Below are 22,221 nucleotides of genomic sequence, written 5' to 3'. Positions count from 1 at the left end.
GGCGGCGAGGCGGACGTACGGTACCGGGGTGACTGCCCCACCAGCTCCGGCCCTGGTCCGCGCCGCCCGCCCCGGGGACGCGGCGGGTGTCGTCGCGCTCCGCGCCCTGGTGCACCCGTACCTGGTCCGGGGCGTCGAGTCGACCCGGCGGATGATCAGTGAACCCCCGCCCGGGGAGGACTGGGCCGCCTTCGTGGCCGAGGTCGACTCGACGGTCGTCGGCTGGGTGTCGGCGTACCGGCACGGCCACACGTCGACGGCGGGCTCCGGTGAGATCGCCATGCTGCACGTCCATCCCGGGCACCGGGGGCGCGGGCTCGGCACCGCCCTGTCGGAGGCGGCGCTCGGGCACCTCGCGCCACTCGGTCTCCACCGGCTGCGCACCTGGGTCTCGGCCGATTCGCTGCCGTTCGCCGAGAAGCGGGGTTTCGTGCCGAGTCGGGCGGTCCGCTACGCCCGGTTCGACCTGCGGACGCCACCGCCGGCACCGGCCCCGCCCACCGGGGTACGGACACCCGCGCTGACCGGGTTGGAGCCGCGTCGCCTGTACGGGGCTTACGTGGCCGCGAGCGCGGACGAGCCGGGCGACGTGGCCGTCGACGCGCTCGGTTACGAGACCTGGTGCTACGAGGTCTGGGACAACGTCGGGCTGGACCGTCACGCCAGCTCGGCGGTGGAGGTCGACGGCGAACTGGTCGCCTTCAGCCTGGTGAAGCGGGACGGCGACCGGATCTGGTCGGACATGACCGCCACGCTGCCGGCGTACCGGGGACGAGGGCTGGCCCGGCTGGCGAAGCTCGCCGCGCTGCGCCGGGCGGCCGCCGCCGGTGCGACCCGCGCGTACACCTCGAACGACGAGGCCAACGCGCCGATGCTGGCGATCAACGCGCGACTGGGCTACCGGCCGGTGGCGACGCTCTGGTCCTGCCTGCGCGTCCTGCCGCCGGCCGGCTGACCGGACCGTTCAACGGCCCGTTGTCTAGCCGGCCACCCGCTCGGCGGCGTGGAAGGTGGCGGCACCGAAGAGCACCAGCCGGGCCTCGGTGACGGTGGCCGGGGTCGCGGCGCGCAGCACCGACAGCGCCTGCCCGACGGCGTCGTCGACGGGCCAGCCGTAGATGCCGGCGGAGACCAGCGGGAAGGCGACCACGGACGCGCCCAGCTCGTCGGCGACCCGGAGGCTGTTGGCGTAGCAGTCGCGCAGCAGCGCCGAACGGTCCTCGGCGGCCGACCAGACCGGGCCGGCGGTGTGGATCACCCAGCGGGCGGGCAGGTCGCCGGCGGTGGTGGCGACCGCCTGCCCGGTCGGCAGGCCGCGACCGTACCGCGAGGCGCGCAGCGCCCGGCACTCGGCGAGGATGGCCGGGCCGCCCCGGCGGTGGATCGCGCCGTCGACGCCCCCACCGCCGAGCAGGGAGGAGTTCGCGGCGTTGACGATCGCGTCGACCCGCTGCCCGGTGATGTCCCCCTCGACCAGGGTGATCCTCACGGGTGCACCTCCTGGACGGGCTGGCCGAGGAGGCGTCGGGTCAGCAGCGCCGCGCCGGCCACCGCCGCCGGCATGATCAGCACCGCGCCGAGCGGGATCAGGAAGCAGACGAAGACCGCCACCCCGAAGCCGAGCGAGGTCGGCAGGTCGGCCCGGAGCACCTGGCGGCGGTCCGGCAGCCGCATGCCGCGCCGGTAGAAGGGGGCACCGACCAGCTCCAGGGCGAGGAACCAGCCGCCGACGACCGCCCCGACCACCGGGACGACCGTCTGCCCGACCACCGGGACGAATCCGGCCGCGAAGAGCGGGAGACCGATCAGCACCGAGATCGCGACCAGCCGCAGCGAGTCGGCGACGCTGCGACGCAGGGAACTCCAGAAGGGCACCTCGACCTCGCCGGGGGTGCCGCCGTACCGCTGCTCGACCCGCTCGGAGATCTTCTCGTAGAACGGGTCGCCGACGACCAGGGTGACCGCGGTGAAGGTGAGCACCCCGACCAGCCCGCCGATGCCCAGCAACGCCAGCCCGGCCATCACCCGCACCAGGTTGCGCGCGGTCGCCGACCAGTCGTCGGCGAACGGGGTGACCAGCGCGGCCAGGTCGTCGACGAAGTACGCCAGCGCGGCGAAGGCGGCCAGGAAGAGCGCGCCGGTGATCAGCGCGGGCAGGATGCCGAGCAGCATCAACCGGGGGTTACGGGCGTACAGGCCGAGACCGCGCAGGAGCAGCCCGGCCCCGGAGAAGAACCGGCCGACGGCGCTCGCGGTCGGCGCGGCGACCCTGGGTGTGTCCACGCACCGGAGCCTAGCCGCCGCCGTCGGGGTCCACCGGTCGGCCGACCCGCTGGTGTCCACGGTGGCCGACCGGCCGCACCGGGCAGGATGGCCGGGTGCGCGCGTCCCGGTTGATCTCACTGCTCCTGCTGCTCCAGTCGAGGGAGGCGATGACCGCCGCCGAGCTGGCCCGGGAACTGGAGGTCTCCGAACGGACGGTGTACCGGGACGTGCTGGCGCTCTCCGCCGCCGGGGTGCCGATCTACGCCGACCGGGGACGGACCGGCGGGTACCGGCTGCTCGGCGGGTACCGGACCCGGCTGACCGGGTTGACCCGGCAGGAGGCGGAGGCGCTCTTCCTCGCCGGGCTGCGCGGGCCGGCCGGGGACATGGGGCTGGCCGACGCCGTCGCCGCCGCCGAGCTGAAGGTGCTGGCGGCGCTCCCGCCGTCGCTGCGGGACGCGCCGGCCCGGACCGGGCAGCGTTTCCACCTGGACGTGCCGGGCTGGTTCCGGCACGCCGCGCCGCCGTCGTGGCTGGCCGAGCTGGCCGGCGCGGTGTGGCGGGACCGGGTGGTGGAGCTGCGGTACCGGCGCGGGGAGCGGGACGTCGTCCGCACGGTGCAGCCGTACGGTCTGGTGCTCAAGAGCGGCACCTGGTACCTCGTCGGCCGGATCGGCGCCGCCTACCGGACGTACCGGGTCGACCGGGTGGTCGACGTGCGGGTGGGTGACGACACCTTCGACCGGGACGACGGGTTCGACCTGGGCGGGTACTGGCGGGAGCAGGCCGAGACGTTCCTCCGGCAGATGCTCGCCGAGCGGGTCACCGTCCGGCTCACCCCGGCGGGACTGCGCGCGCTGCGACACGTGGCACACGCCCCGTTCGCGTACGACGAGGCGGTCGCCGGGGCCGGCGAACCGGACGGGCAGGGCCGGGTGGTGACCCGGTTGCCCGTCGAGTCCGTCGAGGTGGCGTACGACATGCTGCTCGCGCTCGGGCCCGAGGTGGAAGTGCTCGACCCGCCCGACCTGCGGGCCCGGATGGCCGCCGCCGCCGACCGGCTGGCCGCGCTCTACCGCGACGACCGCCGGTCGGACGGGACCAATCGGCCCTCGCCGTCGAGATGCGGAGACGGCACGGCCCCCGCCGCCGGGGACCGTGCCGGCGGGCCGGACGACGGTCAGCGGTAGCCGGTCACGTCGGCCGGCTTGCCCGCGTCCTGTACCTCCACCACGTACCGCCAGGCGTCCGGCCGGCTGCCGTCGACGTCGGTGAAGCCGTACACCCGGGCCAGTTCGCCGCTGGAGACGGAGCTGCCGTTCCAGCGGGCCCGGTCCGGGTCGGCGGCCAGCGCCGCGACCGCCCGGCCGACGAGGGCCGGCGTCTCGGAGATGGCGAAGTGCGGCTCCTTCTCCAGTGCGTCCCGCCAGTTCTCCTCGGTGACCCCGTAGTGCGCCAGCATCATCTCCGAGCGCAGCCAGCCGGGGGTGAGCGCGACCGCGGTGGCGCCGTGCGGCTTCAGCTCGTGGGACTGCGCGAACGCCAGCCGGTTGACCGCCACCTTGGCGAGGTCGTAGAAGAGCGAGAGGCGGTAGTTGTCGTCGTTGTACGCGGTGGTGCCGTCGCCGACCTCCACCACCAGCCCACCCGGCCGACGGATCAACAGGGGCAGGGCGAAGTGGCTGGTGGTGATGTGGGTGTCGATCGCCAGCCGGAGCGTACGGAGACCGGCGTCGAGCGGCTGCTCCCACACCGGCGTGTCCCAGGTGATCAACGGATCGGCGCCCCAGACGTCGTTGACCAGCACGTCGAGACGCCCCTGCTCGGCGTCGATCCGGGCGACCAGGTCACGTACCTGCTCGGGTACGAGGTGGTCGACGCGGACGGCGATGCCGGTGCCCCCGGCGGCGGTGACCAGCTCGGCGGTCTCCTCGATGGTCTCCGGCCGGTCCAGTTCCGAACGGCCAGCCCGGCTGCTCCGGCCGGTCGCGTAGACCGTCGCACCGGCCGCGCCCAACTGCACCGCGATCTGCCGGCCGGCGCCCCGTGTCGCCCCGGCGACCAACGCAGTCTTTCCGGTCAGTGGTTTCGTCGTCATGCCCCGACCCTGCCAGGATTACCTGACACGTCAGGTCAGCTTTTCCGCACCGATCGCCGACGGGAAGCAGATCGCTCGTGGGAAGCCGATCGCTGGGGAGAAGTGGTCAGTCGTTGAGGAAGGTCGAGATCCGGTCCCGGAGGTCGGCGCGGTCGGTCCAGAGCACGCCCGGCCGGTCGTACACGTGCAGGGTGGCCTGGGGCAACGCGGCGGCCAGCGTCTCGGCGACCTCGACCGGGTGTCGGTCGTCGCCGGCGCAGCCGATCACCAGGGCCGGCGCGCTGACCGCTTCGAGGGCCCGCGCGTCCCGCAGTGGAGCCTGTTCCAGCAGCCCGGTCAGCTCGGCCGCGAGACCGTCGCGGAGCAGGTGGTCCAGCCGTTGCCGCAGGTACGCCCACCCGGCCGGGGTGTTGCGGACGGCCGGGGGCAGTTCGACCGAGACGACGTCCGCCACGGCCGAGGCCTCCCCGCTCTCGACGGCCGTCAACAGGTCGGCCAGCCACGAACGGGCCCGCGTGTCCCGGGGGCGGTCCAGCACCGCCGGCAGGAAGAAGACCAGCCGCTCGAAGCGTTCCGGGCTCTCCACCAGCAGCCGGCAGAGCGCCCCCGCCCCGAGGCTCACCCCGAACGCCCGGGTCGCCCCGCTCAGGTCGGCGACGGCCCGCAGGTCACGGGCGAGGTCGAGGTAGCTCCACGGCCCGGGCGGCGTGTCGGAGCGGCCGTGGCCCCGGAACTGGAAGAAGACCCGGCGGCCGGCGACCGCGCTGCCGAACGGCCGGGTGGTGGCGATGCCGTTGGCGAGGCCGTGCGCGAAGACGGTGGTCGGCTCCCCCGACCCGGTGACCAGCCGCTCCAGCCGGATGCCGTGCGGGGTGGTGACCATCTCGGTCTCCGGCTCCGGCAGGGCCGGTCGGCCGGTACGTGGGGCACCCGGGCCGGGCCCCCACGTGCGTGGCCCGCCGTCGGGCGGCGGAGGCCAGCGGAAATCCCTCACCAGAAGCCCTTGCCGTCGGAGAGGTCACGCAACCCCGCCCGGACGTCCAGCAGGTAGATGAGCCCGGCGGCGATGCCGATCAGACCGAAGAGGCTGATCGGGCCGAACCCGAGCAGGGTGAGCGCCAGGCAGACCGCCAGGATGGCGATCCACCCGCCCTTGGGGAGCGTGCCGATCGCGGGGAACGCGTCGGCGCGCTGGGTGATCGCGTGCACCAGCGCGACGCCCTGCACGATCAGCGCGAAGACGAGCAGGATCAGCTCGATCACGTAGCGGACATCGAGGAAGAAGATCGGCGCGGCGTTGGCCATGTGGGCAAGCTTATGCCGGCGACCCCGGAATCGTCCGACAGGACTCTTCCGGGGTCGCCGGTGGTGGGACTGTCCGGTCACCGCCGAGAGGTCGTGCCCGGTGGCGGTCACCGAGGCCCGCACGCGGTGGCGGACCGGTCTGCCGGGTCGACGGGCGGACGGCTCCGCGCTCAGTCGACGGCCGGACGGCTCCGCTTGGTCGCCTTGGGCAGCTTCGCCGACGGGGTGTCGGTGGTGCCGGTCCGGGTGGCCCGGGTCCGCTTGACGGCCGCCGGCTTGGCCTGGGCCACCTCGGCCACGTCGGCCGGGGTGGCGGTCACCTCGGACGTCGCGGCGGCAGCCGGAGCGGGGGCGGCCCCGGTGGCCGCCGGGGTGGCCGGGGCGGTGGCCGCCGGGGCCACGGTGGTCGCCTCGGTGGTCTCGATGTCGGCGTTCACGGTCTCGGCGGCCTCCAGCACGCCGGCACCGACCACCCGCTCACCCCGGGCGACCAGGGCGCCGTACGCGGCCAGTGCCCGCTCCTGGGCGGCCTGGGCGCCGGCCAGCACGACGGCGGCGTTCCGGCCGGCGAGTCCACGCAGCCGGTCCAGGTCGAGGTCACCCACGACCGCCTTCTCGCGGAGGCCGGTGGCGGTCAGGTTGGCGGTCTTCAGCGTCTCGGTGGCCTTCTGCCGCAACTCGAATCCGGTCACCACCGCCTTGCCCCCCAGGTCGTTGACCACCCGACCGCTCAGGTCGCTGACCACGGACGGGAGCTTGCGGAGCTGCTCCAGCGCCAGGTCACCGGCACCGGCGGCGGCGTAGATCGGAGCGGGGATGCGGCTGGTCTTCGGCTGGCTCATGACGGGTTCTCCTCCTCGACCGCCGGGGCGGTCGCCTTCTTCGTGGTCTTCCGGGGGGTGGTGCGCACGCGCGTCCGTCCGGTCGGGCGGGTGCCGGGGGCGGGAGCGGGCCCGGCCTCGGTGACGGCCACCGACTCCAGCACCGCCTCGGTCGGGGTGCCGGCCTCGGTGGTCGGGCCGGTGGCCGCCGGGTTGACCGTGGCCGCCGCGTCGGCGAGGGCGGGATCGGCGGCGGTGGCGAGGGACGCTTCGGCGGCGTTCCGTTCGGTGGCGGTGGGGTCCGCTTCGGCGGCGTTCCGTTCGGTGGCGGTGGGGTCCGCTTCGGCGGCGTTCCGTTCGGTGGCGGTGGGGTCCGCTTCGGCGGCGTTCCGATCGGTGGCGGTGGTGGAGCCGGGAGTGTTCTGCCCGGTGGTGGAGCCGGGAACGTTCTGCTCGGCGGCGGCGGTCGCCTCGGCGAGCCGGACGTTCTCCCGACGGAACGTCTCGTAGATCTGGGTGAGCGACTGCTTCTGCGCCATCGTCAGGTCCGGGTCGACGGCGATGGCGGCGAGCACGCCCTGTCCCTCGCGGTCGTCGAGCAGCCCGGCCCGCAGGTACATCGCCGGGGTGGAGACCCGCAACGCGCTGGCTAGCTGCTGGAGCACCTCGGCGCTGGGCTTGCGCAGGCCGCGCTCGATCTGGCTGAGGTACGGGTTGCTCACCCCGGCCTGCTCGGCGAGCTGCCGGAGCGAGATCTTCGCGTTGCGTCGCAGGTCACGGATGAAACCGCCGACGTCGCGGGGAAGGTCCTTCGGGGTGGGCATGCCCCGACGCTAACCCCCTCGCGCTAGCTCCTGCAAGCAGAACGCTAACCAGAGTTAGCGACGTCTCAGATCGTTTCGGCAGGGGTGTCCGGAATCCGGGCCGCTCGCCCGATGCCGGGGCCGGATGGACCGGTCCGGTAACGTCCCCCGGTGGCCATGATCGAAGTGAACGGCACCCGTCTCGGGTACGGCGACACCGGCAGCGGCTCCCCCGTCCTCCTGTTGCACGCGGGGATCGCGGACCGACGGATGTGGCGGGAGCAGTTGTCCGCCCTCGCCACCCGACACCGGGTGATCGCCCTCGACCTGCGCGGATACGGCGAGTCGGAGCTGCCCCCCACCCCCTTCGCCCACCACACGGACGTGGTCGGCGTCCTCGACGCGCTGGACGTCGGACGGGCCGCCCTGGTCGGCTGTTCGTTCGGCGGCGCGGTGGCGATCGACACCGCGCTGACCCACCCGGACCGGGTGTCCGCGCTGGCGCTCCTCGGCACCGCCGTCACCGGGCACGAGTGGTCGGACGAGACGAACGACCTGTGGGACTCCCTGGTCGGCGAGGTCGACCCGGACGACTACGCGGCCAGCGCCGCCGCCGAGGTGCGGTTCTGGGTGGTCGGCCCGGACCGGCGGCCGGAGGACGTCGACCCCGCGCTGCTGCGCTTCGCCGAGGAGATGGACGAGCGGGCGCTCGCCACCGAACACGTGCTCAGCGCGATCGACGTGACCGTCCCCGAGCCCCCGGCGATCGAACGCCTGCACGAGCTGCGCATGCCGGTGCTGGCGGCAGCCGGCGCGGCGGACCTGCCGGACATCAGCCGGCTCGCCGACCTGATCGCCACGACCGCACCGGACGCGGTACGCCTCCCCGACGTACCGGACGCCGCCCACCTGCTCCCGCTGGAACGACCCGCCCCGGTCAACGCCGCCCTGCTCGACTTCCTGGGCTGAAGCCGCGACACCTCCGGTCCTGATCCGCGACGTCCTGCCCTGGCCGAATGTCCCTGGCCAGGGCAGGAGCGGTCCCGGCCAGGGCAGCGTCCCGGGTCCGGGTGTCCGGGTCCGGGTGTCCGGGTCGCTACCAGGTCGGGCGGATCGCGCCGACCGGCACGCCGCCACCGAGCAGCGGGAGTTCGGCGTACTCGTGCAGGATCGGGGCGTCCTGGCCGAGCCGGCGCAGCGCGGAGACCAGCACGGGCATCCGGGCGCGGGTCGCCCCGTCATCGATCTTGACGGCGACCGAGCCGACGCCGGGCAGGCCGGCGGCGATGATCCCCTCCGCGCCGATCTTGGCGAGGGTGCCCGGCAGGCCACGCATCAGCCGACTGTCCTCCGCCCGGGTGCCCCCGACGATCTCGGGGTGAGCCCGCATCGCGTCGGCGACGGTTCGCTCCGGCGTCCCGGGTTCCGCCTGCACCAACCGCAGGAAGGCCCGGGCCAGCCCGGTCAGCGAGACCGCGAGCACCGGAGCCCCGCAGCCATCCACCCCGGCCGCCGCGACCGGCTCACCGGTGATCTCCTCGACGGTGGCCCGGATCCGCTGTTGCAGCGGGTGCTCCGGGTGCGGGTACCCCTCGGTGGGCCAGCCGGCCGCGCGGCAGGTGAGCACCATCCCGGTGTGCTTGCCGGAGCAGTTCATCCCGATCCGGTCCGGCCCGCCGCCGGCGGCCAGCACCGCGTTCCGGGCCGCCTCGTCCAGGGGCAGGTCGGGCGGACAGGCCAACGCCGACCCGTCCAGCCCGGCGGCGGCGAGCAGCGCGGTGACCCGGGCCAGGTGGAAGTCCTCCCCGGCGTGACTGGCCGACACCAGGGCGAGGTCGGCCGGATCGGTCAGCCGCAGCCCGGCCCGGAGCATGCCGATGGTCTGCATCGGCTTGCTCGCCGACCGCGGGAAGATCGGGCCGTCGACGTCACCTGCGGCGGCGACCACCTCGCCGGACGCGTCCAGCACCACCACCGAGCCGTGGTGGAGGCCCTCCACGAATCCGGACCGGACCACCTCGGCGAGCAGCGCGCCACCTGCGTACGTCGTTCCCACGGGGTGGAACGGTACCCGGTCGCGATCTTCACCGCCCAGCCCTCACCTGCGGCTACATCCCGAGCAGCTGCCGGGCCTCGGTCGGGGTGAGCGGCGGACGCTGGGCGAGCTGGGCGGCGGCGACCGCCCGGGCGACGAGTTGCATGTTGGACTCGACCGGCTGCCCCTTGGCGTAGGTCACCGTGTCCTCCAGGCCGACCCGCAGGTGCCCGCCGGTGGCCAGCGAGGACAGCATCACCGGAATGGTGCTGCGACCGATGCCGGTGGCCGAGAAGGTGGTGCCCTCCGGCAGGTCCCGCACCGCCTGGCGGCACGCCACCAGCGCCTCGGTGGTGCCCGGCATGCCGCCCGGCACCCCCATCACGAAGTCGACGTGCACGTGCCCGCCGGCCGGCAGCCCGTACTTGCCGAGCAGGCGCTGGAGGGCGGTGAGGTGACCCAGGTCGAAGATCTCATACTCGGGGACGACGCCACGTTCCTGCATCCGGGTGTGCAGGTCGACGACGAACTCCCAGCGGTTGAGGAAGACGTCGTCGCCGAAGTTGACCGTGCCCATGGTGCAGGAGGCCATGTCCGGTCGGGCGTCGAGCACGGCCAGCCGGGCGGCCTCCGGGTCCGTCACCGCGCCACCGGTGGAGAGCTGCACGATCAGCCCGGTGTTCTCCCGCAGCGCGGCGACCGTGTCGCGCAGCCGTCCCGGGTCGAGGGTGGGCTTCGCCTCGTCGTCGCGGATGTGGACGTGGATCACGGCGGCGCCCAGCGCCTCGCACTCCTTGGCGGTCAGCAGCAGTTCGTCGAGGGTCACCGGCAGTACCGGCACCTCCGCCTTGGCCGACTCGGCACCGGTCGGGGCAACCGTGATCAACGTCCCTGTTGTCATGTCGGCGATCCTAGACCGCTGGTCAGGCCAGGTCGATCGTGCGCCGCTCGGAAACAGCTCGCACGATCGTCGATCCAGTCGCCGGGTTGGCGTGGTTGCCGGGCTGGCGTGGTTGCAGGGGACCCTTGCTACGCAAAAAGCGGTAACAGGGGGCCCCTGCTACCACCCCAGCCCAGCGTGCACGGCGTGAGCGTGGCGGTGCGGCGTGGCGCGGGCTGCTACGGCGAGGGGGTGGGGTCGATGGCGGCTGCGGCCTCGCCGACGAGGAGCTGGGCGTCGTCGGCGACGTTCCGCTTGACCACGGCGAGGGCGATCTGCCCCAGCTCGAAGTGCTGCACGGCGGTGCCCAGGAAGCCGACGGCCCGACCGTCGGACTGGGTCACCGGGGTGCCGGCGGCGGGCAGCCGGTCGCTGGTCACCCCGTCCAGGTGCAGCAGGACGAGGCGACGCGGCGGACGCCCCAGGTTGTGCACCCGGGCCACCGTCTCCTGGCCCCGGTAGCAGCCCTTCGCCAGGTGCACGGCCGGGGCGATCAGGTCCACCTCGGCGGGGATGGTCCGGTGGTCGGTGTCCACCCCGACCCGGGCCCGCCGGGCGGCCACCCGCAACGCCTCGTACGCCCACAGGCCGGCGACCGGCACCCCGGCGGCGCGCAGCGTGGCGACCACGTCGTCCATGGTGTCCCGGGGCACGAGCAGGTCCACGCCGAGCGGCCCGCGGCGCGCCCAGCCCCCGGCGGGCAACGGACGGACGGCGTACCGGGCGGTGGGGCGGGGTGGCACGGCGCCGGTGTGGAACTTCGGGCCCGGCACGGCGAGGGTGTCCGGCTCGGCGAGCCCGGTCACGCCGAGCGCGTCGAGCGCACCGGCGGCGTCCGGGCCGACCAGGGAGAGCAGTGCCCGCTCGGCGGTCGCGTCCCGGGGCTCGACCTTGCTGAAGAAGCGCATCCGCTCCAGGTACGTCAACAGACCGGCGGTGGCCCCCGGCTCGGTGTCCAGCCAGGTGGTGTCACCGTCCTCGGCGACGACGGCGTGCTGCTCGACGTGGCCGTGCGGGGAGAGCACGAGCAGTTCGGTGCCCTCGCCGGCGGTCAGGTCGGCCAGGTGCTGGGTGGTCAGGGTGTGCAGCCAGCCGGCGCGTTCCTCGCCCGGGACCGCCACCACGCCCCGGTGCGAACGGTCGACCAGTCCGACGCCGGTGGCGAGGGTGCGCTGCTCGCGCAGCGGGTCGCCGTAGTGGGCGGCGACACTGCCCACCCCGGCCGCCCGGTGGGCCGGCTCGGGCTGGTCCCGGGTCTCGGCGTCGATGGCCTCGACCGGTACGGCTCCCGCAATCTCGATCATGCCTGCTCCCCGTTTCCGTGCTCGCCGTTGCCGCAGTCCCCGCAGATGCCGAAGAGCGCCACGTGCCCGATGTCGGCCTGGAAGCCGCGCTCGGCGGCCAACCGGTCGGCGACCGGACGCAGCAACTCCGGCTCCACCTCGTCGATCCTGCCGCACTCCCGGCAGACCAGGTGGGCGTGCTGGTGCTCGTTGGCGGCGTGGTAGGTCGGCGAGCCGTGCGACAGATGGGTGTGCTTGACCAGCCCCAGCTTCTCCAGCAGCTCCAGGGTGCGGTAGATCGTGGTGATGTTGACTCCGGCGGCCACCTCCCGGACGGCGTGGTGCACCTGCTCCGGTGTGGCGTGCCCCAGGTCCAGCACCGCCTGGAGGATCAACTGCCGCTGCGGGGTCAGCCGCAGCCCACGGGAGCGCAGCAGCTCGGCGAGGGTGGCTTCAGACACCGTCCGATCATAGTGCGGTCTCCGCGTGTGTCCGGCCGCCCACTTCGGTACGCCGCTACGCTCGGCATTCGTGACCGAACTCAGCGGAACGACGGAGCTGACGCAGCAGGCGGAACCGCCCCGGGTGGCCGTGCTGGGCCGGGGGCTGGTGCCGGCCGGGCAGCCGGTGCTGCGCGGCGACGACCTCGGGGTGCTGCACGGCGACGGGGTGTTCGAGACCATGCACCTGCGCGACGGTCGACCGTGGCTGGTCGGCGAGCACCTGGCCCGGCTGGCCCGGGCGGCGGACCGGCTCGACCTGCGGCTCCCCCCGACCGCCGCGCTGCTCGACCTGCTGGAGTCCGTCGCGGTGGGCTGGCCGACCGGAACGGAGGGAGCGCTCCGGCTGGTCTGTACCCGGGGACCGGAGGGCGGTGGCCCGCCGACGGTCTACGCCACGCTGGGCGAGGTGCCGCAGCCGACCCGACGCGCCCGTCGGCTCGGGATCGCGGTGGCCACGCTGCCGCTGGGCGTCGCCGCGGACTGCCGTGCCAGCCTGGACTGGCTGCCCGTCGGGTTCAAGTCCACGTCGTACGCGCTGAGCAGCGCCGCCCGACGCTGGGCGGTCCGGCACGGGGTGGACGACGTGCTCTGGGTCTCCACCGACGGGTACGCCCTGGAAGGGCCGACGGCGAACCTGGTCTGGCTGGAGGGCGACACCCTCTGCACGGTGCCGCCCGCGCGGACCGGCATCCTGCCCGGCGTCACCGCCGCCTGGCTGCTGGCCCACGCGCACGAGCTGGGGTTCACCGCGGCGGAGCGGATGATCGGCCCCGGTGACCTGCGGGAGGCGGACGCCGCCTGGTTCACGTCGTCGGTGCGGGGGGTCGCCGAGATCCGCACCCTCGACGGCATCGGCCCGCACCGGGCCTTCCCGTCCCCGCACACCGCCCGCCTCCAGCGGCTCCTCCCCCACCCCTGACCCTCGGTCGCGACCGCGACGCGGCGGGACGCCCCGAGGGTCGGGGGTGGGGTTCGCGGCTCAGCCGGCGACGCGGGTCAGGCGGGCCGACAGGTGTGGGGAGAGGGGGTGGCCGACGGCGGCCATCTCCTGGGCGTACAGCAGGGCGCCCTCGACGATGCCGAAGAGGCGGTGACCGGCGGTCACCTCCTTGGCGGTGGCGGTACGCACCACGGCGTCGGTGACGAACTCCAACTGGGTGCCCCTGCGCTTGCCGATGTGCAGCTCCATGACGCCGGTCGGAACGGTCATCAGGGCTTCCAGCTCGTCGGTCGCCCGGTCACCGTCGAGCACCGGACGCCACCAGCCCACCTCACGACCGGCCGGACGCACCGGGCGGCTCTGCTCGTCGAGGATCCACGCGCGGGACTCGTAGAAGAGGAACGGCCGCCCGTCGTGGCTGATCCGGATCTCCTGGGCGAAGTCGAAATCCTCGATGCTGGGGAAACCGCCCCGACCTCGCCCCCGCCAGACGCCGATGTACGGCAGCAGGGCGTCCAGCGTCGGGTGCAGCTTCGGCCCGACCCGCAGGTCGTGGCTCTCCTCGTACGGGTACGGGTCGACCTGTGGCGCGTTCAGCCACGGCGGCGGGGCCAGGGGGTTGTCGCTGTCGCTCACCGGACCACCTTCGTTCGCGACTGCGGGGCTCGCAAGACCGGCTCACTCCTCGCGCTCACCGGACCACCTTCGTTCGCGACTGCGGGGCTCGCAAGACCGGCTCACTCCTCGCGCTCACCGGACCACCTTCGTTCGCGACTGCGGGGCTCGCAAGACCGGCTCACTCCTCGCGCTCACCAATGACCTCTCGAAATGCGGACGGCTACGTAGACCAGGCCACCGGCGAGCGCGCCGAGTCCCGCGACCAGCAGGCTGACGAACCCGATCTCGGTGACCATGGCGGTCATCCTATGCTGGCCCCCATGGCACGTACTCTCGTCGTCAAGGTGACCGCGGGCGCGGACGCACCCGAGCGGTGCGCTCAGGCGTTCACCGTCGCCGCCACCGCGGCGGCGGCCGGGGTGGACGTCTCGCTCTGGTTGACCGGTGAGTCGACCTGGTTCGCGCTTCCCGGCCGCGCGCAGGAGTTCGAGCTGCCCCACTCGGCTCCGCTGGCCGAGCTGCTGCACGTGATCCTCACCTCGGGGCAGGTCACCGCCTGCACCCAGTGCGCCGCCCGCCGCGACATCGGTCCCGGCGACGTGCTGCCGGGGATACGGATCGCCGGGGCGGCGGTCTTCGTCGAGGAGACGATGGCCGACGGGGCCCAGGCCCTGGTCTACTGACGCCTTCACCCCGGACGGGGCACACCGCCCCGGACCGGGCCGAAGCACTGCCGATCCCGTCCCGATCCGCCCGATTCGCACCTACCATGCGGATGTGGGTGAGGCAACCGAGCAGTTCTTCGCGTCCCTGCCGGCCCGCGCCCCGGACAAGCTCCGCGGACCGATCGACGGGACGATCCAGATCAACCTGTCCACCGGCACGCACGTCGAGCACTGGTACGTCGTGCTGCGCGACCGGGAGTTCCGGGTCAGTCGGGAGGAGCGGCCAGCCGACGCGGTCTGGGAGAGCAGCGCCGAGCTGTTCGAGCAGCTGGTCACCGGCAGCGCGCAGGGGGTCGCCGCGATGCTGCGCAACGACACCACGCTCAGCGGGAACGTGCTGCTGTTCCTGGTCTTCCGGGCCTTCTTCCCCTCGCCGCCGGGCACCCGCGACCCCCGCGCCGTCGTCCGGGAACGGCACACACCCCCGCCGATCCGGCCGCAGAGCGGGCGACCCGGATGAAACGACTGGTCAGCATCCTCGACGGCAACACCTTCATGGTCTGCGACGAGCAGGGTGACCTGGAGCCCTCGCTCGACTTCCCGACCGGAATGTTCTCCTTCGACACCCGGTTCCTCTCCACCTGGCTGCTGACCCTCGACGGCGAACGGCTGAGCACGCTCTCCGTTGACGAGGAGCAGTCGTACCGGACGCGCTTCTTCCTCGTCCCCGACCGGCCCGCGCACGCCCAGGAGGCCACGGTGTCGGTGCTCCGGAGCCGGACCATCGGGGGTGGGCTGGACGAGGAGGTGGCCGTACTCAACCACGCTGGGCAGGACGTGGAGTTCACCCTCCGCATCGACATGGGCGCGGACTTCGCCGACCTGTTCGAGATCAAGTCGGCCCGCCGGCAGAAGGGCGACTCGACAGCGACGGTCGGGGCACGGGAACTGCGGCTGGCGTACCGCCGGGACCGTTTCCTCCGGGAGACGGTGGTCTCGACCAGCGAGCCCGGCCACATCGACGAGCGGGGCATGACCTTCACGGTCCGGGTGCCGGCGCACGGGGAGTGGAGCACCCAACTGCACGTGGCGACCGTCATCTACGGCGCGCGCGGCGAGGACATCCGGGCGACGCTGCCGCTCGGCGGGTCCCGCACCCCGGCGGACATCGAGTCCGAGCACCGCCGCCTGGTCGAGCGCGCACCGAAGCTGGGCTGCGACTTCACCCCGCTGGAGCGGGCGTACCAGCGCAGCCTCAAGGACCTGACCGCGCTGCGGTACGAGTCGATCGCCCTGGGCGTGCGCCTGCTCGCCGCCGGGCTGCCCTGGTTCATGACCCTCTTCGGGCGGGACAGCATGCTGACCGGACTCCAGGTGCTGCCGTTCATGCCGGACCTGGTGCCGCCGACCCTGATCGTCCTGGCCGGACTCCAGGGCGCGCGGCTCGACGACTTCCGCGACGAGGAGCCGGGGAAGATCCTGCACGAGCTGCGGTACGGCGAGACCGCCGGCTTCGAGGAACAGCCGCACTCCCCCTACTACGGCGCCGCCGACTCGACCGCGCTCTTCGTGATCCTCCTCGACGAGTACGAACGCTGGAGCGGCGACGCCACACTCGTCCGGGCGTTGGAGTTCCCGGTCCGGCTCGCGCTCGACTGGATCGACAGCTACGGCGACCTGCTCGGCAACGGTTACGTCTGGTACGAGACCCGGAACCCGCAGACCGGCCTGGAGAACCAGTGCTGGAAGGACTCCTGGGACTCCATCTCCTACGCCGACGGCCGGCTGCCCGGCTTCCCCCGGGCCACCTGCGAACTCCAGGGTTACGCGTACGACGCGAAGATGCGCGGCGCCCGACTGGCCCGGACCGTCTACGACGACCCGGCCTGGGCCGACCGGCTGGAACGCGGGGCCGCCGCGTTGAAGGAACGCTTCAACCGGGACTTCTGGGTCGCCGACGGGGAGTACTACGCGCTCGCCCTGGACGCCGAGGGCAAACCCGTCGACGCGCTCTCCTCGAACATGGGTCACCTGCTCTGGAGCGGCATCGTGGACGAGTCACGGGCGGGGAAGGTGGCCGAACACCTGCTCGGCCCGCGCCTCTTCTCCGGGTGGGGGGTGCGGACCCTCGCCACCGACCAGGGACGGTACAACCCGATCGGGTACCACGCCGGCACGGTCTGGCCGTTCGACAACTCGATCGTCGCCTGGGGCCTGTGGCGGTACGGCTTCCGCGAGGAGGCCGGCCGGATCTGCCTGGCGATGGCCGAGGCGTCCCGCTACTTCGGCGGCCGGTTGCCCGAGGCGTTCGCCGGCTACGACCGCGGCCTGACCGACTACCCGGTCGAGTATCCGACCGCGTGCAGCCCGCAGGCCTGGTCGGCGGGGACGCCGCTGCTGATGCTCCGGGTGCTGCTCGGCCTGGAACCGCAGGGCGAGCACCTGATCATCGACCCGGCCGTGCCGCACGGGATGGGCCGGATCGAGTTGCTCGACATCCCCGGCCGCTGGGGGCACGTCGACGCGCTGGGCCGCAGCCGTAGCCTCTGACGCCCACCGCCGGGCGAGGCTTCGCGCGGGCAGCTCAGCGGCAGGGCGTCGACGCGGAGACCGACGGCGGGTCGGCGACCAGGTGCACCTGCACGGTGACCGGGCCGGCGCGGTAGGCGTACAGCTCGGGGGTGTCGACCAGCGCGGGGCCGGTGGCCAGCGGGGCGAGCACGGCCGCCGCCGAGGTCGGGGTCGCGGCCGAACCCGGGCCGGCGACGGCCCGCACGGTACGGGCACTGCCGCCGCCGGGACACGGCGCGGCGACCAGCTCCGCCTCTTCGGTGGCCGGGCGACCCAGCGCCCGCAGCGCCCCGGTGACCGCGTCGGACTCGGCGTCCGCGCCGGTGAGCGGCGTCGCCTCGTATCCGGACCCGAGCGGACGGCAGCCGGTGTCGGCGGTGAACCGCACGGTCCCCTCCTCGGTCTCCTGGCCGCGCACGGTGACGAACTCCCCGGCGTCGGCCCGCAACCGGGTCCCCTCCCGGGTCAGCATCACGGTGGCGCGGTAACGGTCCGGCAGCGCCTCCGCGACCCGGTCCAGCAGGGCCCGGGGCTCCTCGCCGGTGGGCCGGAGTTCGGCCACGCGTTCCAGCGTGCCGCCGTCCTCGAACGGCGTGACCCGGCAACCCCGCTCGACCACGGGCGGCGTCAACTCGACGAGCGCGTCCGGCCCGGCGGCGGCGACCAGGTCGCCGATCGCCCGGTCCACCACCGGACCGGCCTGGGCCAGGCTGCGCTGCTCGCGGACCGTCGGCCCGTCATCGCGTACGGAGAGCCAGGTCAACGCCGCCAGCAGCAGCGCCCAGAGCAGGGTGGCCACGATCAGCCAGCGGGGCCACCCCGGGGCCGGCGGGCTGGGCGGACCACTGGGCGGGGCGTACCCCGTCTGGACAGGACCGGTCACGCGGCCATGGTGCCACGTCGCCCCGACCGGGCCACGTGGGCGTGACCCGAAGGGGTGTCCGAGGGTTGAACGGGTGTGGGGCGCGGCCGGCACCACCGCGCCCCACCACCCCCTCGACGCCTCAGCGGGTCGTGTCCAGGTGGACCTCCACGTCGTAGATCAGTCGCACGGGCTCGCCGTTCGTGACGCCGACGAAGACCGGCTCGCCGGCCGGGGTCCGGCCGCGTCGCCAGACCTCCTCCCGCGCGGCGTCGCGGGACTCCCGGTGGACCTTGTCGGCCAGGTGCAGCTCCATGATCCGTCGGGCGGTGGCCCGGTCACTGTCCAGCTGGATCCGCATCAGAGGCACGACTCCGACACCTCCCCTCGGCCGCGCTCACCAGCTTCCTGCACTGCGTTATAGTAACTTACCATCGTTAAGTTGATTACGCACGGTACGGAAGCCGCACCCAGAGATGATCTTTGGGGACGTGCGGGACACCCATACACTGCTGGTGATCCACAGCCCAAACGGGCTGATTCACGAAGAAGGGAAATCCCGTGGCGAAACTTCTGCGTCGTCCCCGCGTCCGCAGCCTCGTGGCCGCTGGCGCCGTGGCAGGTGGCCTGGTCCTCGGCCTGGCGTCACCCGCGCAGGCGGACTACAACAGCCCGCTCTACCCGACGTTGAAGGCCTGCAACGCCGCCCGGCCGAGTTACGTCTCCTCGTGGACATCGCCCCAGGCCTGTCACGCTATGTACAACTGGAACGGCACCAAGGTGGTCGGCTACGCCTTCCTGGTGAAGACCCGCTACTGAGCCGTCACGACAGCCGGTAGTCGGGGTGGCGGTGGCCCGTTGGGATGCCACCGCCACTCCGACTCCGGTCGGACGACCTCCACCCCACACACGTGATCTGGAGCCCTGGCGTGACCGACACCGAGTTCGACCAGCAGCGCGACGACACCCCGGGAGAACGTCGCGCGCATCCCGGCTCGGTGTGGCTGCGCGAGGAGCCCACCCGGTCCCGCCCGATCCCCCTGACCCGCCAACGCATCGTCGACGCGGCGGTGGCGCTGCTCGACGAGCACGGCATCGACGGCCTGACCATGCGACGGCTCGCCCAGATGCTCGACGTCACCCCCACCGCGCTCTACTGGCACGTCAAGACCAAGGACGACGTGCTCGACCTGGCCCTCGACCACGTGTTCGGCAACGTGCCACTACCGGAGGCCACCGACGACTGGCGCGGCGACGCCCGCACCCTGATCCGCAACTGGCGCGCGGTCATGCTCCGTCACCCCTGGGCCCCGAGCCTGATCGGTCGACCGATGCTCGGCCCCAACGTCCTCGCCCGCACCGAGCACCTGCAGTCGACGCTGGCCCGGGGTGGCCTCTCCGACGTCGAACTGACCGTGGTCACCCGCACGCTGGCCAACTACGTGATCGGCGCGGCGCTCACCGAGGCGACCTGGCACCGCAGCGCGGACCCGCAGGAACAGACGGAAGCCCGGCGACACATCACCGCGGACCCCGACGCCTACCCGACGCTCAACTCCTCGGGCCACCTCGACACCGCCCGCTGGAGCGAGGACGACATCTTCGAACGCGGCCTGGACCTCATCCTGGTAGGCACACCGAACGCGAACGGCGAGTAGCCGCCCCCAGGTTCCAGACTCCGGGCCGCGCGCCCCGAAAATCCCCCCGGGTTCCTGGCAGCTCAGCTACACGACACGCCGACCGCGTTCCACTCCAGCCGGCCACGAGTGCCCGGTCGACACTCCCCACCGTCACGGCTTCCGCATCCACGTGGCCGGATCGGTAACGAAGATGCCCTTGCCCTGATGGCGGTGGATCACACCAAGCGCCTCCAGACGCACGTTGACGAGAGTCATGGTCGAGGGACTGACGCCGAACAGGCGGCACAGTTCGTTGATCGAGGGCAGCTTGTCACCCGGCTTGTACTTTCCCGACCTGACGTCGGCGATCAACTCATCGGAGATCCGGAGGTAATCCGGGGTCGCAGGCATGGCACTCCTCGCGTGGCACCCCGATTCGATCACGCCCCGACACTCAGTCGCAACCGGTCGTTGACTGTCTTGTCTTCTTCAAATAAGTTGGGTCGGAGAGCGCTCCTCGCGTGGCAACGAACGGCGCTCATCCCCCCGTCGGGGCGGGCCGCGCAACGGCAGGACGGCCCGCCCCGACCCCCAGCAACCCATCCCCTGAGCAGGGGCCCCTCGGGAAAGGGTGGTCCGACCGTGCGCAACCTGTTCCGACGTTTCCGCCGCAACTCCCGTCCGACGGCCACGACCGGTCGGCACCGGCCACCCGTTCCGGTGCGCCCGGTCGGCGCGACCAACCCCGGCCGGCACTACCGGTCGGCGACGTACCGGCCGCTGTGCGCGGGGCGGATTCGCGATCGACAGTTCACCCTGGTCCGGCGGGGCCTGGACCCTGGCGAGGTGACCGCCTTTCTGCACCGGGTGGCCGACGACCTCACCGCGCTGCACACCGAACTGGACCGGATCCGGAACGAGAACACCCGCATCAAGCAGCACCTGCGGGACTGGCAGGCACGCTTCGCGCCCCGGGTGCACCGGTGAACGACGACCGGCGCTTCGTCGTACACCTGACGGTGGTGGCGGACGACCTGGCCGGCGCGCACGTGCTGGCCCGCGCGCTCACCCGGTCCCTGGCGTTCCTGCCGCAGCTCGTGCTCGGCGAGACGACGGTCTCCGAGGAGGGCGACCCCGGCGTCCAGCAGGCCGTCTTCTGCGACCGGCGGCTGCCGCACCGACGGCGCTGCGTCCTCCGCCCCGGCCACGCCGAGGAGTGCACCCCGCGCCTCCGGACACGGCTGTGACCGCCGCTCCTCCGGGCACGGCGGTCCAGTTCAGGTTGCCGATGTCGCGGGCTGGACACCGCGATGTCGCCGACACTGAGCGGGCGGCCGGACGACCGAAGGCCCCCGGGTGAGCCGGGGGCCTTCCTGTCGTGGTGGAGCCGGGTCAGGCGACCGTGACGGCGACCTCGTTGATGCCCCGGGCGGCGGCGACGGGAATGTCGCCGTTGCCGTGCCGGGAGAGGGCACGCAGCGTCCAACTGCCCGGCGCGGCGAAGAACCGGAACTGGCCGGCGGGCGAGGTGACCACCTCGGCGGTGAACTCACCGGTCGAGTCGAGCAGCCGGACGTACGCGCCCGGAACCAGCTCGCCCGCCTCGGACCGGACGACACCGGTGATGACGGTTTCCTTCTCCAGGTCGAGGCTCGCGGGCAACGGAGCGGACTGGTCCGGCGCGGCGCAACCGGCAGCGGTGGGTGCTGTCATGGTGATCACGCCTCTCCGGGCTCGTCGCCGAGCGCGACCGGCACGCCGACCAGCGAGCCGTACTCGGTCCAGGATCCGTCGTAGTTCTTCACGTTGCGGTGGCCGAGCAGCTCCTGGAGCACGAACCAGGTGTGCGAGGAACGCTCGCCGATCCGGCAGTAGGCGATGGTCTCCTTGCTGTCGTCCAACCCTGCCGCGCCGTAGATCTTGCGCAGCTCGTCGTCGGACTTGAAGGTGCCGTCCTCGTTGGCCGCCTTGGACCACGGGACGCTGATCGCGGTGGGCACGTGCCCGGCCCGCTGCGCCTGCTCCTGCGGCAGGTGGGCGGGGGCGAGCAGCCGGCCGGCGTACTCGTCGGGGCTGCGCACGTCGACCAGGTTCTTGACGCCGATCGCGGGCTCGATCTCGTCCCGGAAGGCACGGATCGAGTTGTCCGGCTCCTGCGCGACGTACTGGGTCTTCGGGCGCTCCACCTTGTCGGTGACCAGCGGGCGGGCGTCCAGCTCCCACTTCTTGCGACCGCCGTCGAGCAGCTTGACGTCGCCGTGGCCGTAGAGCTTGAAGTACCAGTACGCGTACGCGGCGAACCAGTTGTTGTTGCCGCCGTACAGGATGACGGTGTCGTCGTTGGCGATGCCCCGCTCGGAGAGCAGCGCCTCGAACTGGCTCTTGTTGACGAAGTCCCGGCGGATCGGGTCCTGGAGGTCGGTCTTCCAGTCGAGCTTGATCGCCCCGGCGATGTGGCCGGTGTCGTACGCCGAGGTGTCCTCGTCTACCTCGACGAAGACGACGCCCGGGGCGTCGAGGTTCTTCTCGGCCCACTCGGCCGAGACGAGTGCGGTGTCGCGACTCATCGGATCACTCCCTGGTGAGGATGGCGGTTGAGTCGACGCGCGGGGAAGGTCGGTGTCTGCCGCACCGCGCGCGGGACCCAGGATGGACGGATCTCGGTTGGATGCGACGGCGCCACTGCCGGGCGAAAGAGGAGAACCGGGGGATGAGGGAGACCCCGCCGGTGGCCGCTACACAGCCGTTTGCAGCTCCGCCGTCAGATGACGGAGCGACACAGGCAGGTGGCCACGCGGCACAGGTCGACCGCGCGCCGTTTGGTGAGGAGCGTCCCCATGAGCACGGAGCCTACCAGCGTTCCCACGCCCTGCCACCGCCCCGACCAGCATCC

Annotated in this window: 30 protein-coding genes; 11 read left to right on the top strand and 19 right to left on the bottom strand. The window is 73.0% G+C overall.

What is annotated here, in order from left to right:
- The first annotated feature begins 28 nt into the window (after positions 1-28).
- Positions 29-955, top strand: coding sequence for a GNAT family N-acetyltransferase (locus tag QSK20_RS16380; protein ID WP_285789445.1), 927 nt, complete (start codon positions 29-31; stop codon positions 953-955).
- A gap of 24 nt (positions 956-979) precedes the next feature.
- Here the strand turns inward: QSK20_RS16380 and QSK20_RS16375 are convergent, their stop codons facing one another.
- Both QSK20_RS16375 and QSK20_RS16370 read right to left on the bottom strand, forming a co-directional pair.
- Entirely contained in the window at positions 980-1,489 is a 510-nt protein-coding gene (locus QSK20_RS16375; RefSeq protein WP_285789444.1) for an O-acetyl-ADP-ribose deacetylase, read from the bottom strand.
- Complete coding sequence (locus QSK20_RS16370; RefSeq protein ID WP_285789443.1) at positions 1,486-2,283, bottom strand: EI24 domain-containing protein; 798 nt, start codon at positions 2,281-2,283, stop codon at positions 1,486-1,488. The genes QSK20_RS16375 and QSK20_RS16370 overlap by 4 nt, the downstream gene beginning before the upstream one ends.
- Positions 2,284-2,378: 95 nt before the next feature.
- On the opposite strand from QSK20_RS16370, the gene QSK20_RS16365 reads away from it, so the two are divergent.
- Positions 2,379-3,455 (top strand): helix-turn-helix transcriptional regulator, encoded by a 1,077-nt coding sequence (locus tag QSK20_RS16365; RefSeq protein WP_285789442.1) that lies wholly within the window; start codon positions 2,379-2,381, stop codon positions 3,453-3,455.
- Here the strand turns inward: QSK20_RS16365 and QSK20_RS16360 are convergent.
- The 5 genes from QSK20_RS16360 to QSK20_RS16340 all read right to left on the bottom strand — a co-directional run bounded on the left by QSK20_RS16360 (position 3,446) and on the right by QSK20_RS16340 (position 7,313).
- On the bottom strand, positions 3,446-4,363 hold the full coding sequence (locus QSK20_RS16360; protein WP_285789441.1) for an SDR family oxidoreductase: 918 nt from the start codon (positions 4,361-4,363) through the stop codon (positions 3,446-3,448). The genes QSK20_RS16365 and QSK20_RS16360 overlap by 10 nt on opposite strands.
- Positions 4,364-4,469: 106 nt before the next feature.
- Entirely contained in the window at positions 4,470-5,357 is an 888-nt protein-coding gene (locus QSK20_RS16355) for an alpha/beta fold hydrolase (RefSeq protein WP_285789440.1), read from the bottom strand.
- Positions 5,354-5,668 carry a DUF2516 family protein gene (locus tag QSK20_RS16350; protein ID WP_285789439.1) on the bottom strand — a complete coding sequence of 105 codons (315 nt, stop codon included), beginning with the start codon at positions 5,666-5,668 and terminating at the stop codon, positions 5,354-5,356. The genes QSK20_RS16355 and QSK20_RS16350 overlap by 4 nt, the downstream gene beginning before the upstream one ends.
- A 170-nt stretch (positions 5,669-5,838) precedes the next feature.
- The gene (locus tag QSK20_RS16345; RefSeq protein ID WP_285789438.1) at positions 5,839-6,510 is read right to left on the bottom strand and encodes a hypothetical protein; all 672 of its coding nucleotides are present in this window, start codon (positions 6,508-6,510) and stop codon (positions 5,839-5,841) included.
- Positions 6,507-7,313 carry a helix-turn-helix domain-containing protein gene (locus QSK20_RS16340; RefSeq protein WP_285789437.1) on the bottom strand — a complete coding sequence of 269 codons (807 nt, stop codon included), beginning with the start codon at positions 7,311-7,313 and terminating at the stop codon, positions 6,507-6,509. The genes QSK20_RS16345 and QSK20_RS16340 overlap by 4 nt, the downstream gene beginning before the upstream one ends.
- Positions 7,314-7,469: 156 nt before the next feature.
- On the opposite strand from QSK20_RS16340, the gene QSK20_RS16335 reads away from it, so the two are divergent.
- Entirely contained in the window at positions 7,470-8,261 is a 792-nt protein-coding gene (locus QSK20_RS16335) for an alpha/beta fold hydrolase (protein WP_285789545.1), read from the top strand.
- 127 nt (positions 8,262-8,388) lie between these two features.
- Here the strand turns inward: QSK20_RS16335 and QSK20_RS16330 are convergent, their stop codons facing one another.
- The 4 genes from QSK20_RS16330 to QSK20_RS16315 form a co-directional block, all read right to left on the bottom strand.
- On the bottom strand, positions 8,389-9,348 hold the full coding sequence (locus tag QSK20_RS16330; RefSeq protein WP_285789436.1) for an asparaginase: 960 nt from the start codon (positions 9,346-9,348) through the stop codon (positions 8,389-8,391).
- A 52-nt stretch (positions 9,349-9,400) separates the two neighbouring features.
- Positions 9,401-10,228 carry a beta-keto acid cleavage family enzyme gene (locus QSK20_RS16325; RefSeq protein ID WP_285789435.1) on the bottom strand — a complete coding sequence of 276 codons (828 nt, stop codon included), beginning with the start codon at positions 10,226-10,228 and terminating at the stop codon, positions 9,401-9,403.
- A gap of 218 nt (positions 10,229-10,446) precedes the next feature.
- The gene (gene ygfZ / locus QSK20_RS16320) at positions 10,447-11,571 is read right to left on the bottom strand and encodes a CAF17-like 4Fe-4S cluster assembly/insertion protein YgfZ (RefSeq protein WP_285789434.1); all 1,125 of its coding nucleotides are present in this window, start codon (positions 11,569-11,571) and stop codon (positions 10,447-10,449) included.
- Positions 11,568-12,011: a Fur family transcriptional regulator gene (locus QSK20_RS16315; protein ID WP_285789433.1), complete on the bottom strand. Its 444-nt coding sequence runs from the start codon at positions 12,009-12,011 to the stop codon at positions 11,568-11,570. The genes ygfZ and QSK20_RS16315 overlap by 4 nt, the downstream gene beginning before the upstream one ends.
- Before the next feature lie 70 nt (positions 12,012-12,081).
- Here QSK20_RS16315 and QSK20_RS16310 point away from each other — a divergent pair, with 70 nt between their 5' ends.
- Complete coding sequence (locus tag QSK20_RS16310; protein ID WP_285789432.1) at positions 12,082-12,972, top strand: aminotransferase class IV; 891 nt, start codon at positions 12,082-12,084, stop codon at positions 12,970-12,972.
- A 60-nt stretch (positions 12,973-13,032) separates the two neighbouring features.
- Here the strand turns inward: QSK20_RS16310 and QSK20_RS16305 are convergent, their stop codons facing one another.
- Complete coding sequence (locus tag QSK20_RS16305; RefSeq protein ID WP_285789431.1) at positions 13,033-13,629, bottom strand: heme-binding beta-barrel domain-containing protein; 597 nt, start codon at positions 13,627-13,629, stop codon at positions 13,033-13,035.
- A 173-nt stretch (positions 13,630-13,802) separates the two neighbouring features.
- The gene (mtfM, locus tag QSK20_RS16300; RefSeq protein ID WP_269148487.1) at positions 13,803-13,907 is read right to left on the bottom strand and encodes a small membrane protein MtfM; all 105 of its coding nucleotides are present in this window, start codon (positions 13,905-13,907) and stop codon (positions 13,803-13,805) included.
- A 12-nt stretch (positions 13,908-13,919) separates the two neighbouring features.
- Here mtfM and QSK20_RS16295 point away from each other — a divergent pair, with 12 nt between their 5' ends.
- From QSK20_RS16295 to QSK20_RS16285, 3 genes are all read left to right on the top strand, one after another.
- Positions 13,920-14,294, top strand: a complete 375-nt coding sequence (locus QSK20_RS16295) for a DsrE family protein (RefSeq protein ID WP_285789430.1) — start codon at positions 13,920-13,922, stop codon at positions 14,292-14,294.
- Between the two features lie 94 nt (positions 14,295-14,388).
- The gene (locus tag QSK20_RS16290) at positions 14,389-14,796 is read left to right on the top strand and encodes an SCP2 sterol-binding domain-containing protein (RefSeq protein WP_285789429.1); all 408 of its coding nucleotides are present in this window, start codon (positions 14,389-14,391) and stop codon (positions 14,794-14,796) included.
- Positions 14,793-16,826: an amylo-alpha-1,6-glucosidase gene (locus tag QSK20_RS16285; RefSeq protein ID WP_285789428.1), complete on the top strand. Its 2,034-nt coding sequence runs from the start codon at positions 14,793-14,795 to the stop codon at positions 16,824-16,826. Before QSK20_RS16290 ends, QSK20_RS16285 begins: the two co-directional genes overlap by 4 nt.
- Positions 16,827-16,860: 34 nt before the next feature.
- Here the strand turns inward: QSK20_RS16285 and QSK20_RS16280 are convergent, their stop codons facing one another.
- Positions 16,861-17,730, bottom strand: a complete 870-nt coding sequence (locus QSK20_RS16280) for a hypothetical protein (RefSeq protein WP_285789427.1) — start codon at positions 17,728-17,730, stop codon at positions 16,861-16,863.
- A 121-nt stretch (positions 17,731-17,851) separates the two neighbouring features.
- On the bottom strand, positions 17,852-18,070 hold the full coding sequence (locus QSK20_RS16275; protein WP_285789544.1) for a hypothetical protein: 219 nt from the start codon (positions 18,068-18,070) through the stop codon (positions 17,852-17,854).
- A gap of 200 nt (positions 18,071-18,270) precedes the next feature.
- On the opposite strand from QSK20_RS16275, the gene QSK20_RS16270 reads away from it, so the two are divergent.
- Positions 18,271-18,528 (top strand): hypothetical protein, encoded by a 258-nt coding sequence (locus tag QSK20_RS16270; protein ID WP_285789426.1) that lies wholly within the window; start codon positions 18,271-18,273, stop codon positions 18,526-18,528.
- 110 nt (positions 18,529-18,638) lie between these two features.
- Complete coding sequence (locus tag QSK20_RS16265) at positions 18,639-19,367, top strand: TetR/AcrR family transcriptional regulator (protein ID WP_285789425.1); 729 nt, start codon at positions 18,639-18,641, stop codon at positions 19,365-19,367.
- 132 nt (positions 19,368-19,499) lie between these two features.
- Here the strand turns inward: QSK20_RS16265 and QSK20_RS16260 are convergent, their stop codons facing one another.
- Positions 19,500-19,739: a winged helix-turn-helix domain-containing protein gene (locus tag QSK20_RS16260; RefSeq protein ID WP_285789424.1), complete on the bottom strand. Its 240-nt coding sequence runs from the start codon at positions 19,737-19,739 to the stop codon at positions 19,500-19,502.
- A gap of 231 nt (positions 19,740-19,970) precedes the next feature.
- On the opposite strand from QSK20_RS16260, the gene QSK20_RS16255 reads away from it, so the two are divergent.
- A complete protein-coding gene (locus QSK20_RS16255) occupies positions 19,971-20,315 on the top strand; it encodes a DivIVA domain-containing protein (protein WP_285789423.1) in 345 nt (114 codons plus the stop codon).
- Complete coding sequence (locus QSK20_RS16250) at positions 20,312-20,575, top strand: hypothetical protein (protein ID WP_285789422.1); 264 nt, start codon at positions 20,312-20,314, stop codon at positions 20,573-20,575. Before QSK20_RS16255 ends, QSK20_RS16250 begins: the two co-directional genes overlap by 4 nt.
- A gap of 145 nt (positions 20,576-20,720) precedes the next feature.
- On the opposite strand, the gene QSK20_RS16245 is transcribed toward QSK20_RS16250, so the two are convergent.
- From QSK20_RS16245 to QSK20_RS32135, 3 genes are all read right to left on the bottom strand, one after another.
- Entirely contained in the window at positions 20,721-21,041 is a 321-nt protein-coding gene (locus QSK20_RS16245) for a DUF1416 domain-containing protein (protein WP_358040867.1), read from the bottom strand.
- Between the two features lie 5 nt (positions 21,042-21,046).
- A complete protein-coding gene (locus tag QSK20_RS16240) occupies positions 21,047-21,895 on the bottom strand; it encodes a sulfurtransferase (RefSeq protein ID WP_285789420.1) in 849 nt (282 codons plus the stop codon).
- 194 nt (positions 21,896-22,089) lie between these two features.
- On the bottom strand, positions 22,090-22,167 hold the full coding sequence (locus QSK20_RS32135) for an Ms5788A family Cys-rich leader peptide (RefSeq protein WP_331214547.1): 78 nt from the start codon (positions 22,165-22,167) through the stop codon (positions 22,090-22,092).
- Positions 22,168-22,221 lie beyond the last annotated feature (54 nt).

This window comes from Micromonospora sp. NBRC 101691 (assembly GCF_030269285.1).
Classification (GTDB): Bacteria; Actinomycetota; Actinomycetes; order Mycobacteriales; family Micromonosporaceae; genus Micromonospora; species Micromonospora echinospora.
Note: the sequence above shows the minus strand (reverse complement) of the source record. Positions and strands in the feature narration are given on the sequence as shown.